The sequence below is a fragment of the Bacillus cereus group sp. N6 genome, assembly GCF_016483705.1.
Taxonomy (GTDB): domain Bacteria; phylum Bacillota; class Bacilli; order Bacillales; family Bacillaceae_G; genus Bacillus_A; species Bacillus_A wiedmannii.
The window spans coordinates 58,631-74,307 of sequence record NZ_JAEHBI010000012.1 but is presented as its reverse complement, the minus strand read 5'-3'; the positions used below and the strand labels follow the sequence as shown (position 1 = coordinate 74,307).

Here is a 15,677-nt window from a genome sequence, read left to right as displayed (position 1 = left end):
TTTTCTGTCTTATTTCACGCCTAGTTTTTCTTTCACTTTCGCAGGAAGCTCATCTTTCTTTACTTCTTCCCAAGCTGTTACACCTTTTTTATCTGAGTGATATACACGTAAGAATGCATCTTTACGTAAGTTTTTTTGAGCTGTGAATTCTAATTCTTTTTCTTTTCCGTCTTTATCAAAACCAGTTAACTTATATTCGTAATCTTTATATGGTTCACCATTATCAGATTTACCATTATACTCTTTTCCATCTACTGTAATTTGAACATAATACTCATCTTTACCCATACGATTTAAATCACAACCAACTAATAGGCTCGCAAATACAACTAAAATACTAAAAAGTGCAATATATCTTTTCATTTCCTTCACCTCATGTGTTTTTCTTATATTGTTATCTTAAAGCCTAAGCTTTAAAGAAGAAATTCAAAAACATGACATGAACATTACACTTTTGTAAGATAATAATTATTTCTTCACTTTAGAAACCGTCATCCCATCACCAATTGGAATAAGTACGGATTCTAAACTCAGATGAGTTGCTATTACTTCATTAAAATTCTTCATACACATAAACCAACCTCTAATTATGCAAAAGACAACAATCGTAAGAAAATAGATGAAAAATACTAATTCCTTACTCAACCAACTAGCGGTAAGGACTTCGAGCGTGAGGGCTTTCAGAATATTCTTAAATCAATGCGTAAAGGTGATACGCTCTATATAAAATCTATCGACCGACTAGGCAGAAACAAAGCGCAGATAAAAGAATACCTTGAATACTTCAAGAAAGAAAAGATTCGTGTTAAAATCATCGACTTACCTACGACTATGGCAGACATACCAGCGGGCCAAGACTGGGTTATTGATATGATTAATAATATTATTATCGAGGTTTATACATCTATCGCAGAACAAGAAAGAAGAACGATAAAAGAGCGTCAACGTGAAGGTATCGACGCAGCAGCAGCGAAGGGAAAACACCTCGGGCGTCCTGTTATGGCACTTCCCGAAAACTGGGATAACTTATACTGCGATTGGAAAGGCGGAAAGATAAAAGCAGTCGAGTTTATGACGGCTGTTAATATGAAGAAAGCAACGTTCTATAAGAAGATAAAAGAATACGAGGCAGCGCAGTAATTGGCGGTGTCTTTTTTTTATGATTAGGTACGTAAAGAATAAACCCCGTGAGTTTTAAGACCTCCCTCCAGCAGAACGAGCAGCAGTTATATAGCCGCCAACCACAGCGCTACACACACGCCAATCTGACGATATTTCCCCCCGTGACATCGCTTATTTTGTAAATTTCCGTAACCATTTAAGTTACACGTAAATCATCGTAAACATTACAGTCGCAAGGGGTTCGCTATTTCATCGAAAATATTATACGAGTTTACATCAATTAACCTTTTATAGCTTTCGATAACTTTTACCAACTTTCGCTACACATAAATATAAAACGCTAACTTACTCCGCACATCAAATGGTAGATAACGCTACATTCTATTACATTCGAATGCAAATTAATAGCTTTTCATAGCTTTTGATAACTTTCATTACATACCGCAAATATGTCCTTTTATCACACATCGACCAATGCATATATATGGTATAATTTTTTTGTAAAAATATTAAGAAAAGAAGGGATGGTATGGTACAAATAAAAGTAACACCTGAACGTTTAGAGCAAGCAGCCAAGACAGTAAAGGACGTACGGTACACCTTAGAACAGATACATAACGATTTATATAATCAAACAGAACACATTGCCGCGACCTGGATAGGAGCAACCAGTCAACATTTCTATCAAATGTTTAACGAAGCTAAGCCGAAAATGTTCACTGTTTTAATGGAATTCGATAAAATAGCTGACGAACTAGAAAGAGCTGCGGAAAAATTCCGCACGGCAGATGCTGAGTACGACGGCAATCTAGTTGAAGGTGAGACCGCAGCTAGTGCATCTTCTTCGGAAAAAGGTGACGATAGTTTAGAGAAAGCTGCTAGAGACTTAGCGGGCGAGCTATCGGGTGAATACGATGTGCGACGCGTTATGGAAGGTGTTGATCCTGACACTGGCGAAAAACTTTCGTGGTGGGATCGCACTGGCGCTGGTGTTATGGTTTTTGCGGGTCTTACTCCGCTAGGAAAAGGAATAAAAGTAGTTAAAGGTGCCAAAAAGGTAGCTGATGCCGTAGATACTGCGAAAAAGATAGACAAGACCGCGGAAGCAGTAAAAGCCCAAAGACAGGTACAAATAGGAATAAATCAAGCAACTGGGAGAGCATTTGAAAAAGAAGTATATAAGGACTTCTCAAAAGAAGTAGATACAGTAGTAGAACAAATAACTTTAAAGACTAATAAAACAGGGACAAAGACAAGGCTTGATTTTCTAGGGGCGAATAAAGATTTAGAAGATATAAGAATAGTTGAAGCAAAAGGTTCGCCAACTGCTCCCCTTACTAAAAAACAAAAAATTGCGATTCCCGAAATTGAAGAACACGGCGCAACAGTTGTAGGTAAAGGAAAACCACCATTTGTAGGTGGTACGGAAATACCTCCAACTAAAGTTGAAATTAGAAGAAAACAATAGATAAGAGGTGTTTTTATGTCTTTATATGAATTAGAAAAAGTTGACTTTATGGGCTACAATCAAGAAGAAAAAATAGCCTATTTAGTCATTGCTGATGAATTAGACTGGACTGATGAAGAAAAACATATTGAGTTACTGCAAGAAAAAATCAATTTGTATTTAGGTTTTATAGAAAGTGAAGAAGTTTACGAAAGATATCCCGAAGTAAAAGGGTATAATTTTGTTATTAAAATCTACGGTAAACATCGTTGCACTAAATGGGGCAAAGAGTTTTTAGAAAAGGTTGACGAAGTCCTTGTAGAAGCGGGATACGGTTTTCAATACGTGCATGAGCCATATGATGAGATTAAAGAAACAGATAATACAATTAACTAAGCGACGTATAAACGCCGCTTTTTTTTATTTCCCTCTCCGCTTTCGCCAAGCACCTATCATATCTGTAATATTTGCCGCAAATACAGCTAGTCCGAATCTTACTGCGACTGCACTAAGATTTTACTTTTATTTTCTGTAATGTAAATGGATCACAGCCGTTTAAAATCATATTTTTAGCCCACGTATGACGATAAACATGCGCAGTTACCTTCTTACCTTTAATACCTGCCTTTTCTGCGTAATACTTTAAGCGCTTATTAAAATGATTTGCTCCTAGTAACTCACCGAAGCAAGAAAGGAATATGCGGTCTGTTTTAAAATGCGCCCTATTCTCTTCGATAAGCTGTAGTAAGAGCTTCGCAACAAATGCCGATATTGGTACATATCTAGGTTTGCGGTTTTTATTCCGTTCACCCGTCAACGTTATAAAGCGTGTTTTAAAATCAATCTCTTCCACTCGTAAATTAAGAGCCTCATTAATACGTAACCCGCTATCTAATAACAAATTAATAATTACAAAATCTCGAAAACCTACATAATCTCGTTGATTAGGTTGCGCTAAGACCGCTTTTACTTCATCCTCTGTTAAACAATTCGTAAGGTCTATGTCTTGACGCAACAATCTTACATTGTCCATCGGATTGTACTCTATTAACTCTTCACGCTCTAAGTAATTCAACATTGAGCGGTAAGTACGCAGCCTTATATTAATTGTCGTTTCTTTTAACCCTCTTTCTTCTCGATTAGTAATAAACTTGTGACCATCGTAACGTATGGCATCGTACTGTAAATAGTTAATATAGTTACGGAAAATATCTGCTGTAAGTTCGTTAACATAATCTATATCGGAATAATTTTCTGCAAGCCAATCGGTAAAATAGCCCCACATCTTCATATAGTCTGTTAGCGTTCGTTCTCGCAGACCCTCTGCTTTTTTACCTGCTATCGCTATATCGAGAGCTTGCCGTAAGGTTATCTTAGGGTACGACTTGTGCGTAGTGCGCTCAGCTCGCTTCTTCTTACGTTTTAATGCCAATAAAAAAACCCCCTCAACGAATGAATTTTGTAATTCACCGTCAAGAAGGGTCGGTATTATTAATCCTTATAGATGCGCAGTAGGGTTACGTAGATACACTTAGTTACTTGTGTATGGTCGAATTTCGAACGTTATCTACCGCCCTCAATTCTCCATCCTCACCCTATACGCTTCATGTTTACGAAAAGATTTCACGCTAATATCTCGATACTAAAAACGTTGATTTGACGCACTTTTTCGTACTAGCACTCTTCCGGCTTACCAGCATTCGTCGCTGTACGGAAAGATGATCCACATCCGCATGATGCGATTGCGTTTGGATTGTCGATTGTGAATCCACCGCCAAGCATAGATTGTTTATAATCAATTTTTACTCCTTTAACAATTGGAGCACTTTCTGTATCGATAACAAATTCAACACCGAAAAATTCAAGAACTGTGTCGTCTTCTTTTGGTTCTACTTCAAATCCTAAGCCGTAAGAAAGGCCAGTACATCCGCCGCCATGTACAGCAAGGCGCACGTACTTCTCTCCATCTTCAGCATCTTTTAACATATCTTTAATTTGAAAAGCTGCTTGTTCTGTTACTTCAATCATGAAATACACCATCCTTTCTGTTCTCATTCTATTATACATCTTTACGCTTCTATCTTGTACTCATACACTCCGCGGCAAATTACTTCCGCTGGTCCTTTCATTAACACATTACCTTCTTCTGTCCATGCAATCATTAAATCGCCACCAGCTAAATGAACTATAATTTCCTTACCACGTTCCATTTTCCCATTTAAAATAGAGGCTACAACTGCAGCACACGCCCCTGTTCCGCAAGCTTGTGTTACACCAGATCCACGTTCCCAAACACGGAAGTTCATCTCTGCATCATTCAAAATTTCGACGAATTCAACATTTACTCGCTCTGGGAACATTTCATGTGTCTCCAGGACTGGACCAAGTGTTGTAAGAGGTGCTTGCTCTACATCATCAACAAAAATAACCGCATGCGGATTCCCCATTGAAACAGCTGTAAATGCATAACGATGATTATTGTATAAGAAGTTTTCACGAATAAATGGTGTTTCACCTTCACCAAGCATCGGTATTTCTGCACGTGTTAAACGCGGTGCTCCCATATCGATTTTCGCTAATGTAACTTTCCCTTCTTCTACCGTTACTTCCGCTGTTACAATACCAGCTAACGTTTCAATTTTGAAAACTGTTTCTTCTACTAGTTTATGCTCATACGCATATTTCGCTACGCAGCGTAAACCGTTACCACAGCTCTTTCCTTCTGAACCATCATTATTAAACATGCGCATTTTCACCGGAGCTACGTCAGATGGACAAATTAAAATCATTCCATCTGCTCCAATACCAGTATTAATATTTGAAACCTTTTCCGCCACAAGAACTAAATCTTCTTCAGGAATTTGTTCTTCAAACATATTTACATATATATAACTATTGCCAAGACCATGCATTTTTGTAAAAGAAAATTGGCTCATTTGTATTCACTCCAAAAATAGTTTGTTATTTTAAGTATAAAATGCACGCTTTTAGAACACAATATGAATGTCCCCCGTTTCTCATATTTGACAACATTTGGCGATGAGCCATTCTTGCACAAATTGTGTAAGAAAAAAAGCCCTTCTACAAGGGCCTTTTTTTATTTATATACAATATTATCCTCCCCCGCGAAAGAAGATTTTATCTAATAGAAAAAGGTGCTGCTGATTGCAACACCTTAAAACATTGGATTTTCATCCAAATACTCATATACATTATGGACAAGTTCTTCTACTGTAGCACCTTGTACGACTTCACCATTTACAAGTGCAAACGGCCCTTCAAAACAAATACCACAATATCCTAAACAACCATATTCCATTACATCTAAATTCGGATCTTTTTCTAATTTCTCTAAAGCTGCTTGTGAACCACTCGCAAGGTTACCTACACAAAATTCAATTAATGGTTTAATCAAAATTCTCCCCCCTGTACTACAAAACAAATTACCTTCTGACTATCTATAAGAAGAAAACTAAGCTGTCTCTTGTTGTTTTCGTTATACATTCTAAACTATTTAGTTACTTCACTATTTCACTTCAAAGTAGATGGACTTATTTTATATAACATGCTACTCGCAATGAAATAGTAATTAAAAAGGAAAAACAGTTTACTTTGCTTTTCTTCTTATTGTACAACAGAGTATTCATTCATGCATTGTTATTTGTTCACAAATTCGATATAATTTGATTGAGTAAAGTCAAAATATTTTATTAATATAAAATTGTATGATTAGGGGATATTTCAACAGAAAAGGGGTAATCCATCATGAAACACCTCGTAATACTAGGTGGCGGCTACGGTGGAATGAGAATTCTGCAGCGGCTACTTCCAAGCAACCAACTTCCAGATGATGTACAAGTGACATTAATCGACAAAGTACCATACCATTGCTTCAAAACTGAATATTATGCATTAGTTGCGGGTACTATTTCAGAAACACATATTCGTATACCGTTTCCCGAGCACCCACGCCTCAATATTCAATACGGCACAATAACAAATATTGATCTCGAAGAAAAAGCTGTTCATCTCGATGGCGGCGAAGCAATCCCATATGATGATTTAATTATCGGTCTTGGCTGTGAGGATAAATATCATAACGTTCCTGGGGCGAAGGAATATACACATAGCCTACAATCGATTGAACAAACACGTAAGACATATGAACAATTAAATAGTCTAGAACCAAACGCAACAGTAGCTGTCGTTGGTGCTGGATTAAGTGGCGTTGAAGTTGCAAGTGAACTTCGCGAAAGCCGTTCTGATTTAAAAATTCACTTATTTGATCGAAAAGATAGAATTCTATTCCCATATCCAGAGAAATTAAGTAGATACGTAGAAGAATGGTTCGTAAAACATAAGGTTACTATTATACGAAACTCTAACATTACAAAAGTAGAACCAAATATTGTGTACAACCACGATGAACCACTTGAATGTGATGCAATCGTCTGGACAGCTGGTATTCAAGCAAATGAAGTTGTTCGAAACCTTCCAGTTGAACAAGATGGTAGCGGACGGGTTGTTTTAACAAATTATCACAATATTCCAAATAACGAGCACGTGTATGTTGTAGGAGATTGCGCAGCACTTCCACACGCTCCATCTGCACAACTTGCTGAAGGTCAAGGAGAACAAATTGTCCAAATATTATTAAAACGTTGGAATAATGAACCACTTCCTGACGAACTACCTGTAATTAAATTAAAAGGTGTTCTCGGCTCTCTTGGTAAGAAGCACGGCTTCGGTTTACTAGCAAACCAACCATTAATGGGACGTGTACCGAGATTATTAAAATCCGGTCTTCTTTGGATGTACAAATATCATAAAGGTTAATACTTTACAGGCTGTCTACTAAATAGGCAGTCTCTTTTATGAGTTAAAATATAATTATCAGACACATCTTTCTCAATATAGATGATGATTTATTTTTCATTTTTATATTAAAAACTATTGATAAACAGTGTATGCTATTTATAAGTTGTTTTATTATTTCCTTTAAGACCGAAGTCATTCGGTCTTATTTTTTATGTTGTAAATACTTTTACAGGAGGTATTCCATTTCACTTATGAACTTAACGAAACTAAACGATCGAATAGAAGCGAAGAAGATAGAATTGATCTATCTCGTTGAAAAGTACGGATTCACTCATGATAAAGTGATTTCTTTCAGCCAAGAATTAGATCGTTTACTTAACTTATTAATAGAACTCAAGACGAAGAAAAAACGTTGTTCTTTATAACCGTTATCCTCTCTTTTTTGATACGATAGAACTAGAATCAGAAAGGAGCCATCTATGTTTATATTAAAAGACGTTACATATAAAGATATACTACACATTCCTTATTTACAGATTCAAAAAGAAAAAATCACATGTATTATCGGTGAGAGTGGGAGCGGAAAAAGTACATTGCTCCGCATGCTAAATGATTTGCAATCTCCAACATCCGGTACAATTGAATATAACGGAAAACAAATTTCCGATTATCCTCCAATTCAATTACGACGTGACGTAGTCATGCTTGGGCAAACGCCACCTATTTTTGATGGAACGATTAAAGACAATCTATTAATGGGACTTCGTTTTTCTGAAAAACCATTTCCAAATGATGATGCCTTGCGAAGCGCATTAACGACTGTTAGCTTAGAAAAAAATTTAGAAGACAACGCTGATTCATTATCAGGCGGAGAAAAACAACGACTTGCTTTTGCACGTATCGTACTTATGGATCCACCTGTTTATTTATTAGATGAACCAACCTCGGCACTAGATAGCGATACAGAACGCCGCGTTATGAAACAATTTACTATGCTAGCAAGAGAAAAGAAAAAACAGTTATCTTCATTACACACTCACAACAACTTCCAGAAGAAATTGCAGACGATATTATTGAAATTAGTAAAACAAACGGTGCAACTAGAAAGGAAGTGCTCTCAGTTGAAGGGCGTTATTGAACTCCAAATTTGGCAACTTGCCGCTGCATATATTTTTATTCTTATTTTAATTGGACTTGTAAAATTAAAAGGGATTCCTCGTGAAAAACAAATTGCGCTCGCAACATTCCGTATGACGATTCAGCTCGTACTTGTTGCATATGTCCTTACATACGTATTTGAAAATAGTAATCCATTTTATACAATTGCTCTTATTACTTCTATTACTACCTTTGCAATTTTTAATATTTATAAACGAGTCAATATCCCGATGTCTAAAGAATTAAAACGAGTAGCCGCGCTTTCCATGGTTGCCGGATCAATTGGCCCACTTCTACTATTTATCTTTGTTATTATCGGGCACGACCCTTGGTATGCACCGCAATATATCGTTCCGATTACGGGAATGTTAGTTGGGAATGCGATGACAGGTGTTTCCCTTGGTGCAAATACGTTCTTAAATAATATGAAATCGCAAAGAGGTCAAATTGAAGGCGCACTTATGCTCGGCGCAACACCGAAAGAAGCCGCTGCGCCGCTCATACGAGACGCTTTTGACTCTGCTATTTTACCAACGATCAATTCTATGGTCGGAATGGGGATTATAAGCTTACCAGGCATGATGACTGGTCAAATCTTATCTGGTGTATCACCATTTACAGCCATTCAATATCAAATCGCCATTATACTTGGTATTTCAGGAAGTACTGCCTTTGCTGTTATTATCTTCTTACAGCTTGGATATAAAACATTCTTTAATAAGCGGTGTCAGTTGAAAGAGATTGACTATGGTGCACGGTAAATGTGCACTGTTCATGGTAAATAAAATTATATCGACTTACCGATAAAAAATGACAATAAAAAAGAGGAGGCTAATCGCCTCCTCTTTTTTATTTACGCCTTCTTAACGAACTGTGATTTTAATTTCATAGCTCCGAAACCGTCGATTTTGCAATCAATATCGTGATCGCCATCAACTAGACGAATACTCTTTACTTTCGTACCGATCTTCACAACTGAAGAAGTTCCTTTTACTTTTAAATCTTTAATAACAGTAACAGCATCGCCGTCTTGAAGAACGTTTCCGTTCGCATCTTTTACAACTTTTGCACCATCATTATTTTCAGTTTCTGCTTCTTGGCCCCACTCATGAGCACATTCTGGACATACGAAAAGAACGCCATCCTCATACGTATATTCTGAATTACATTTTGGACAATTAGGTAAAGTAGCCATAAATTCATTTCCTCCGTTCATTATTTATACGTAAAAATCAAAATTGATGTTTACATCTCGATAAATAAAATTTGTATAGCATTTCTTTATAGTGCCATAGTCTTACGTTATTGACAAGCCTACCTCAAATTCTCATTTTTTATTGTATTTTACAAATTTTCAATTCGTATGGTGTTTCCAATAAAAAAGAAGAACCTTCACAAGATTCTTCTTCTCAAAATGAACGAGCTCTCACTAGAAACTCCAACTATTTTCTTCAATGTAAAATTGATACTCTTCTAACTCTTCTTCACTTAATTTCTTATTATTCTCATATACTTCTTGCCATTCAAAATAGTCTTCACTGAAATAAACAGCAAATTTAATTTTTATATTTTTCTTCTCTTCGTAATCATACCCAGTAAATTCTACTACGTCATAATCTTTTTCTTTCTTCACAAGCTTCCACGTTGGATTATCCGTCATAATCTCTAAAGTAAATCCTTCATCACTTGCACGAACAACGTTTTTTATATTTGGTTCAGTTGGTAAAAAGGAGAGTCCGAACGTGGCTCCGCCAAATACTAACCCTACTATGATGTGTAAACCAACCATACTAGCAAAACTAGCGCCACCCTTTGATTGTAAATAATACGCCTTCTCATGATCTGGCATATTTTCTTCCTTATGTAAAATACGGACAGCATGCTTATAATATAAACGGTTTCCTTGCCATCCAGTAAATATCATCATTCCTAATTGAAAAACTAGACCAATTGATAAAAAAATCCCATCTGGAATATCTATAAAAGGAGTTACAAATATACTAGGTACCGCCAGTAACGTAAGTATAATAAACAACTTATACATTTTACGATAAGCTAACCAAAAAACTGGGAAGAAAAAGGCTACCCAATTCCACGTATTTCCTTGCGCTGGATTTTCTACTTTTCCCCACTTAAAGTCATAATACGCCGTATTCTTTTGAACGACTGTATGTAACTGTTGCGAAGAAATTGTTTCTTGTAAAACAGTGTCCCTCACGTACATCATCCTTTTCTCATTTCTACATACGTGTATTTTATAGAAATAAAAAGAAGGAATCTAACAAAAAGTACATATATTTCATAAAAATGAACGGAAATCGAATATATTCCGACAATTATCCGTTTATTATTTTATTTTACTTTTAAATATATTAGAATACTTATGAATGATACGTTTAATACACTAAGTTAATCATTTTGTATATTTGATAATAAAAATGTTTCACATGAAACTATCTATATTTCGTATTACCTTTCCTCTACACAGTACATGTAAATCCATTTCTACAAAATACGAAAGACGCCCTTTTCAAAAGGCGTCTTTTTACAGTTGAAAATTTACTAATATAAAAAATGCATTATTTAATAAATGAATCCCCCATGGGACGAGTAAGTTATTTGTTTTCTTATACGTATAAGCTAAACATATACCACCACCAAAAATATATAAAACACTCCCTACTGTAAGGGGATGACCTAAAGTAAAGATAACAGCACTTATAACGGCACTACTAAGTGTAGAAAAGCGCTGAGATAATTTCGTGAAAAACATCCCCCGAAATAAAAGTTCTTCCCAAATCGGTGCAAAAGTGGTGAGTACAACTACGTATAAAATGATTTCACTTTTAGTAGGCTTTATTACTATATTAGATTCATTCACACGAAGCCCATGTGGTAAAACTAAATTTAATACTGCAAGATATATAAGTAGTACAATCATCGTCATTACTATCGTTACATAATGTTTTAAATTATTAAACTGCATTGATTTTACTAACTGCACACAGCAATTTCTTGCTGGTGCATATATTAAAATAATAGTAAGAAATGTTAAAGGTGGAATAAGATGATCTACATACCATGGATATAAGGAAGAGTCATATATAATGTTCAAAAAACCAATTCAATACATTACCCCAAAAATAATTATTATCATGCTAATTACTTCGCGCATACTTATTGCTACATTCTTTTCTTCATAAGTAGTTAATTCTGTATTCATCCTACCCCCTCCAGTATAATTAAACCTTTTAATCCATTATATACCATTATCAACACAAAAACCGACGATACAATTTACTGTATCGTCGGTTTTTCCCTACCATTTCTCTCTACATATTTCAATTAAATGTAGTAAGTACTTCCTCGTCATATCTGCCCTTCTCCACCTTGAGAGCATTCGCTTTTCTTTTGGATTCTGCCGTATTCTCGCTACTTCTTTTAATAAAAGCTCCCATTCTTCCCCTGAACGTTCTAACAAGTATTGCAATCCACTATCTTTTGAAACGATTGTTTTATGATTTAGTGTATATAAAATACGGCCCATCGTAACGACAGCTGATTCTACCCACTCTTCTATGAAAAATAAATACGGCTGCTTCGCTTTTTCACTCCAGTACTGTTCTACGTTGTATTTCATCGTATTGACTACATCGTCCCACCTTATTTGAAACGGAAGATCTTCCGCTTCTTTCCCGGTAACTGTAATACCTTGATTTTTCAATGTCCACCATGTGACCGCATTAATATCCCAATGACCTACATTCGCTTTACCATCTGCACAATACACGTACTCATTCATTTCATCATTGTATTTCCCTAAATCAGCAAGCGGAATATACATACCATCCATTCTCTTACCTAACGTACTACCACTAATTTTCTTATGAAGTTCGACAAGTTGCTGTTTTTCAGCTTCATTCACGGAATCACTTATTACTGTAATAAAATCAACATCGCTCGTTTCTGCATGAAATGCACCGAGTGCGATGGAGCCGTAAATATATACCCCGACTATTTTTTCATCTAAAAAATTTCTTTTAATTCTACTGTGTACCGCTCCATTAACTGTCGTACTTCTGTTGGTAACGCATGCTTCACTCCATTTTTCACATCTATCCCTCCATTAAAAAAAGCCTTCGCAAATTCGCAAAGGCTTCCTGTTTTATAAATATTTCTCGATTTCTTCGTAAACATCCTTCAAACGAGGATTTCCTTCTCCAACAATTTCTCCATTTACAAGAACGACCGGATAAAATAGATCTTCTTCCACTACGCGCTCTGCGAATGCTTTTTTATCTTCATCTTCTTGTTCTTCTTGAAAATCAATATACTCGAAATTAAATTTATTTTTTTGTCCTTCATATTTACGACCAATCGCCGCTTGTAGCCACTCAAATGTTTCTGTTGAAGATGGCATTCCAACGCAGCTCGCACAAATTACTTTCGTCCCATACACTTGCACATTAACCATTTCTTTTCCCCCACTTCTTGTTTCAACAGTATATTCAGATGTCTTAGTACATAAGCACATCATTTTACAAACTTATTCCATACCCCTATACTGAAAAAACACGTTGTAAACATGATAAAAAATTTCGACATTAAAACAAGAACAGAAAAAATAGATTTTCCCCTCTATCTTGATTATAATAAAACTGATGAAAGGAGTCGATAAAAATGGAAAACCCACATATGGAAGAACAAGTACTAGAAGTATTAGATAAATTACGTCCATTCTTACTTCGCGATGGCGGAGACGTTGAATTAGTAGACATTGAAGAAGGTATCGTAAAATTACGCCTTATGGGTGCTTGCGGAAGCTGCCCAAGTTCTACAATCACACTAAAAGCTGGTATCGAACGCGCATTACTAGAAGAAGTACCAGGCGTTATTGAAGTAGAACAAGTATTTTAATCTAAAAGCGGAAGCGGCTCGTTCAGAACAGGAGGTCATTGGAGCTCCTGACGAAGAGGCGCTTTTTGCCTCACAGGAAGACGCGAAATGGCCGACTGTTCTAGCCGCTGGAGCTAGATATTAATCTAAAAGCAGAAGCGGCTCGTTCAGAATCGCTTCCTAGAAAGAGACCCATTTGGGTCTCTTTTTTTATTCAAAAAACACTTCTCCTTTAACATCATAAAACAAAATTGGAAATCCTTCTCAAAAAGTGAGATAATTAATACTATAGAATCGTTCACACATATAAAAGTAAAAAACATAGGGGGACGACACATGCCAAAAATGGGGAACACTTTCTTAACAATTCAAGAACTAGAAAAGAAAAAAGAGTATTTATTAGATCTTTCATCCGTTATACCAACATGGAATGCGAGCTATCAATTTTTATTTAAAGAAATTCAGCAAGAATTATTGAGTAAAGTAAATGAAAAAATTGAAAGACATCAATTCATTTTAAATATATGTGCAGATCAACAGGTAGGGGCATAATGTATTACATACAATTGTGATATATAAAAAAGAGACCTCAATCGGTCTCTTTTTTATATTTTAAGATAGCCAATCTAATTTCCTAATCCCTAACTTATCGACTGGTAAACGAAGTGAGCCATAAAAGTGCTTCATAAATTGCTCAGAGCGGTTCACATCGTGTAAAATGGCTTCTAAGCGATCTCTATATATGCTTTTTTGTTCTTCATTTCCCGTTTGGTAATATCGTTCGACTGTTTCAAAGTAGTGAAGTGGGAACAGGAGCCTTGCAAATAATAGGCGCCAACCAAATGAGGATAGCGAATAATTCCGTTCATAATCTGTAACAAATTGAACGATTGTTTGCTCCCAGTCTTTCTTTTTTTCTATCATCATATAGCGGATTAATTCTGCCATATCTCGAGTTGGGTGATCATACACCCAATCGAAAGGAAGTTTGAGGCGCTTCGTTTGATGCCATAATAAGGGTGTGAATCGTTCTTGGCAAATTGTTGCTGCATCAGTAATTTGCGGCGTATCATCCATCTCTGTATCGACAACATACTGAATTGCATTTTCTGCAACTCCTAAGTAATACGGGAAGGATTCAATAAACAATTGATCGAATACGTCTGTAGGGTGGTTCATCACTTGTGATTGCCAAAACTTTTCTAATTGATCGAGCCTTTTTTCCCATAACGCTTTCCATTCGCCTATGCGGCTTAATTGCTCGATTTTTTCTGGAAAGAATGCACCTCGTTTATGGAATATAGAAAGCTCACTTCCTAATGATGTAGCATGTCGTTCTAACGCACGCATACCTTTTAATAAGCAGTAATTTTGTTCTTCTATCTCACTTACATAGTAGCCGTGTATAGTCGGAACGAAAGTCGCTACAGTTATATCCCCTTGCTGGTTCATATAATCACTGAGCTTTTTCATCTCTACAAGTACTTCTTCCTCCATTTCTCCAATTGGAACAAGTACATAAATTTTGTTGCGAATCCAAAAGCTTTTATAGGGGCCAAGGGGGATTAATTCTTTAACATGCATATGATAATGCTCATAAATATGATGAATCATCGCAGTCGCCACCTATGGTTTTTCTTTATATATATGAGCTTGTGCTCGCCTTTCATTCCTATGCACATGATAAAGCAACGAAACGTATACAAATACTAAAAAGAAAAAAAGGTGATAAACATGAAAGAATCAAATCAACTACAAGAAAGAGCATTACAACTATTACAAGAACGTGGTGTAACAATTGACGATATTGCTGAGCTTGTTCATTTTCTTCAAAAAAAATATCATCCAAATTTAGAGATGTCAGAATGCCGTTATAACGTTGAGCGTGTATTATCAAAACGTGAAGTACAAAACGCACTGATTACTGGTATCGAACTCGATGTCCTTGCTGAAAAAGGAATGTTAAGTGAGCCGTTACAAGATATCGTAAAACGTGATGAAGGCTTATACGGAATTGATGAAGTGATCGCACTTTCTATCGTTAATGTGTACGGCTCTATCGGTTTCACGAACTTTGGATATATCGATAAATTAAAACCTGGTATTTTAGAATTCTTAAATGATAAATCATCTGGAAAGGTGCATACATTCCTTGATGATATCGTTGGCGGGATCGCTGCCGCTGCTTCAAGCCGTTTAGCACACAGAGCTGAGCATTCGGAATAATAAAACATGA

General features: G+C 36.1%; 19 protein-coding genes and 3 pseudogenes. 10 read left to right on the top strand and 12 right to left on the bottom strand.

Features of this window, described 5'->3' with window-relative positions:
• Window positions 1–9: 9 nt before the first annotated feature.
• Window positions 10–363: a YxeA family protein gene (locus JDS99_RS11710; RefSeq protein ID WP_106102082.1), complete on the bottom strand. Its 354-nt coding sequence runs from the start codon at window positions 361–363 to the stop codon at window positions 10–12.
• 105 nt (window positions 364–468) lie between these two features.
• Window positions 469–573, bottom strand: coding sequence for a methyltransferase (locus JDS99_RS11705; protein WP_242475727.1), 105 nt, complete (start codon window positions 571–573; stop codon window positions 469–471).
• Between the two features lie 78 nt (window positions 574–651).
• Here JDS99_RS11705 and JDS99_RS11700 point away from each other — a divergent pair.
• The 3 genes and pseudogenes from JDS99_RS11700 to JDS99_RS11690 all read left to right on the top strand — a co-directional run.
• A pseudogene (locus JDS99_RS11700) lies at window positions 652–1,140 on the top strand (recombinase family protein); the annotation flags it as partial.
• Window positions 1,141–1,651: 511 nt separating this feature from the next.
• Entirely contained in the window at window positions 1,652–2,590 is a 939-nt protein-coding gene (locus JDS99_RS11695) for a WXG100 family type VII secretion target (protein ID WP_199695110.1), read from the top strand.
• Between the two features lie 15 nt (window positions 2,591–2,605).
• Window positions 2,606–2,965: a DUF6572 domain-containing protein gene (locus tag JDS99_RS11690; protein ID WP_087986034.1), complete on the top strand. Its 360-nt coding sequence runs from the start codon at window positions 2,606–2,608 to the stop codon at window positions 2,963–2,965.
• Window positions 2,966–3,077: 112 nt separating this feature from the next.
• On the opposite strand, the gene JDS99_RS11685 is transcribed toward JDS99_RS11690, so the two are convergent.
• From JDS99_RS11685 to JDS99_RS11670, 4 genes are all read right to left on the bottom strand, one after another.
• Entirely contained in the window at window positions 3,078–4,001 is a 924-nt protein-coding gene (locus JDS99_RS11685) for a tyrosine-type recombinase/integrase (RefSeq protein WP_242016035.1), read from the bottom strand.
• 242 nt (window positions 4,002–4,243) lie between these two features.
• The gene (locus tag JDS99_RS11680; protein WP_000573830.1) at window positions 4,244–4,597 is read right to left on the bottom strand and encodes a HesB/IscA family protein; all 354 of its coding nucleotides are present in this window, start codon (window positions 4,595–4,597) and stop codon (window positions 4,244–4,246) included.
• Between the two features lie 41 nt (window positions 4,598–4,638).
• Complete coding sequence (gene dapF, locus JDS99_RS11675; RefSeq protein WP_000077407.1) at window positions 4,639–5,505, bottom strand: diaminopimelate epimerase; 867 nt, start codon at window positions 5,503–5,505, stop codon at window positions 4,639–4,641.
• A gap of 239 nt (window positions 5,506–5,744) precedes the next feature.
• The gene (locus JDS99_RS11670; RefSeq protein ID WP_000595024.1) at window positions 5,745–5,984 is read right to left on the bottom strand and encodes a YuzB family protein; all 240 of its coding nucleotides are present in this window, start codon (window positions 5,982–5,984) and stop codon (window positions 5,745–5,747) included.
• Window positions 5,985–6,334: 350 nt separating this feature from the next.
• Here JDS99_RS11670 and JDS99_RS11665 point away from each other — a divergent pair, with 350 nt between their 5' ends.
• The 4 genes and pseudogenes from JDS99_RS11665 (at window position 6,335) to JDS99_RS31980 (ending at window position 9,306) form a co-directional block, all read left to right on the top strand.
• Window positions 6,335–7,405, top strand: coding sequence for an NAD(P)/FAD-dependent oxidoreductase (locus JDS99_RS11665; RefSeq protein ID WP_199695109.1), 1,071 nt, complete (start codon window positions 6,335–6,337; stop codon window positions 7,403–7,405).
• 233 nt (window positions 7,406–7,638) lie between these two features.
• Window positions 7,639–7,812, top strand: coding sequence for an aspartyl-phosphate phosphatase Spo0E family protein (locus JDS99_RS11660; protein WP_060488142.1), 174 nt, complete (start codon window positions 7,639–7,641; stop codon window positions 7,810–7,812).
• Between the two features lie 54 nt (window positions 7,813–7,866).
• A pseudogene (locus JDS99_RS31985) lies at window positions 7,867–8,525 on the top strand (ABC transporter ATP-binding protein).
• Window positions 8,509–9,306 (top strand): ABC transporter permease, encoded by a 798-nt coding sequence (locus tag JDS99_RS31980; protein ID WP_000679254.1) that lies wholly within the window; start codon window positions 8,509–8,511, stop codon window positions 9,304–9,306. Before JDS99_RS31985 ends, JDS99_RS31980 begins: the two are co-directional and overlap by 17 nt.
• Before the next feature lie 92 nt (window positions 9,307–9,398).
• Here the strand turns inward: JDS99_RS31980 and phnA are convergent, their stop codons facing one another.
• The 5 genes and pseudogenes from phnA to JDS99_RS11630 form a co-directional block, all read right to left on the bottom strand.
• On the bottom strand, window positions 9,399–9,740 hold the full coding sequence (gene phnA, locus JDS99_RS11650; RefSeq protein WP_048528370.1) for an alkylphosphonate utilization operon protein PhnA: 342 nt from the start codon (window positions 9,738–9,740) through the stop codon (window positions 9,399–9,401).
• A 234-nt stretch (window positions 9,741–9,974) separates the two neighbouring features.
• Window positions 9,975–10,772: a DUF2628 domain-containing protein gene (locus JDS99_RS11645; RefSeq protein WP_199695107.1), complete on the bottom strand. Its 798-nt coding sequence runs from the start codon at window positions 10,770–10,772 to the stop codon at window positions 9,975–9,977.
• Between the two features lie 318 nt (window positions 10,773–11,090).
• Window positions 11,091–11,669 carry a CPBP family intramembrane glutamic endopeptidase gene (locus JDS99_RS11640; protein WP_257131284.1) on the bottom strand — a complete coding sequence of 193 codons (579 nt, stop codon included), beginning with the start codon at window positions 11,667–11,669 and terminating at the stop codon, window positions 11,091–11,093.
• A gap of 195 nt (window positions 11,670–11,864) precedes the next feature.
• Window positions 11,865–12,658: pseudogene (locus tag JDS99_RS11635) on the bottom strand (nucleotidyltransferase domain-containing protein).
• Window positions 12,659–12,710: 52 nt separating this feature from the next.
• Entirely contained in the window at window positions 12,711–13,019 is a 309-nt protein-coding gene (locus JDS99_RS11630) for a YuzD family protein (protein WP_088608542.1), read from the bottom strand.
• A 206-nt stretch (window positions 13,020–13,225) separates the two neighbouring features.
• Between JDS99_RS11630 and JDS99_RS11625 the strand changes: the two genes are divergently transcribed.
• The gene (locus JDS99_RS11625) at window positions 13,226–13,462 is read left to right on the top strand and encodes a NifU family protein (RefSeq protein ID WP_000431158.1); all 237 of its coding nucleotides are present in this window, start codon (window positions 13,226–13,228) and stop codon (window positions 13,460–13,462) included.
• 315 nt (window positions 13,463–13,777) lie between these two features.
• On the top strand, window positions 13,778–13,993 hold the full coding sequence (locus tag JDS99_RS11620; RefSeq protein ID WP_001125489.1) for a hypothetical protein: 216 nt from the start codon (window positions 13,778–13,780) through the stop codon (window positions 13,991–13,993).
• A 60-nt stretch (window positions 13,994–14,053) separates the two neighbouring features.
• On the opposite strand, the gene yutH is transcribed toward JDS99_RS11620, so the two are convergent.
• On the bottom strand, window positions 14,054–15,055 hold the full coding sequence (yutH, locus tag JDS99_RS11615) for a spore coat putative kinase YutH (protein WP_199695106.1): 1,002 nt from the start codon (window positions 15,053–15,055) through the stop codon (window positions 14,054–14,056).
• 120 nt (window positions 15,056–15,175) lie between these two features.
• Between yutH and JDS99_RS11610 the strand changes: the two genes are divergently transcribed.
• Window positions 15,176–15,667 carry a phosphatidylglycerophosphatase A family protein gene (locus JDS99_RS11610; RefSeq protein ID WP_000665100.1) on the top strand — a complete coding sequence of 164 codons (492 nt, stop codon included), beginning with the start codon at window positions 15,176–15,178 and terminating at the stop codon, window positions 15,665–15,667.
• Window positions 15,668–15,677: the final 10 nt, after the last annotated feature.

Coding starts and splice junctions, on each gene's coding strand:
- JDS99_RS11630 (WP_088608542.1), bottom strand. CDS start 13,019: ATGGTTAATGTGCAAGTGTATGGGACGAAAGTAATTTGTGCGAGCTGC.
- JDS99_RS11710 (WP_106102082.1), bottom strand. CDS start 363: ATGAAAAGATATATTGCACTTTTTAGTATTTTAGTTGTATTTGCGAGC.
- dapF (WP_000077407.1), bottom strand. CDS start 5,505: ATGAGCCAATTTTCTTTTACAAAAATGCATGGTCTTGGCAATAGTTAT.
- JDS99_RS11695 (WP_199695110.1), top strand. CDS start 1,652: ATGGTACAAATAAAAGTAACACCTGAACGTTTAGAGCAAGCAGCCAAG.
- JDS99_RS11690 (WP_087986034.1), top strand. CDS start 2,606: ATGTCTTTATATGAATTAGAAAAAGTTGACTTTATGGGCTACAATCAA.
- JDS99_RS11610 (WP_000665100.1), top strand. CDS start 15,176: ATGAAAGAATCAAATCAACTACAAGAAAGAGCATTACAACTATTACAA.
- JDS99_RS11665 (WP_199695109.1), top strand. CDS start 6,335: ATGAAACACCTCGTAATACTAGGTGGCGGCTACGGTGGAATGAGAATT.
- JDS99_RS11680 (WP_000573830.1), bottom strand. CDS start 4,597: ATGATTGAAGTAACAGAACAAGCAGCTTTTCAAATTAAAGATATGTTA.
- JDS99_RS11660 (WP_060488142.1), top strand. CDS start 7,639: ATGAACTTAACGAAACTAAACGATCGAATAGAAGCGAAGAAGATAGAA.
- phnA (WP_048528370.1), bottom strand. CDS start 9,740: ATGGCTACTTTACCTAATTGTCCAAAATGTAATTCAGAATATACGTAT.
- yutH (WP_199695106.1), bottom strand. CDS start 15,055: ATGATTCATCATATTTATGAGCATTATCATATGCATGTTAAAGAATTA.
- JDS99_RS11625 (WP_000431158.1), top strand. CDS start 13,226: ATGGAAAACCCACATATGGAAGAACAAGTACTAGAAGTATTAGATAAA.
- JDS99_RS11620 (WP_001125489.1), top strand. CDS start 13,778: ATGCCAAAAATGGGGAACACTTTCTTAACAATTCAAGAACTAGAAAAG.
- JDS99_RS11645 (WP_199695107.1), bottom strand. CDS start 10,772: ATGATGTACGTGAGGGACACTGTTTTACAAGAAACAATTTCTTCGCAA.
- JDS99_RS11705 (WP_242475727.1), bottom strand. CDS start 573: ATGTGTATGAAGAATTTTAATGAAGTAATAGCAACTCATCTGAGTTTA.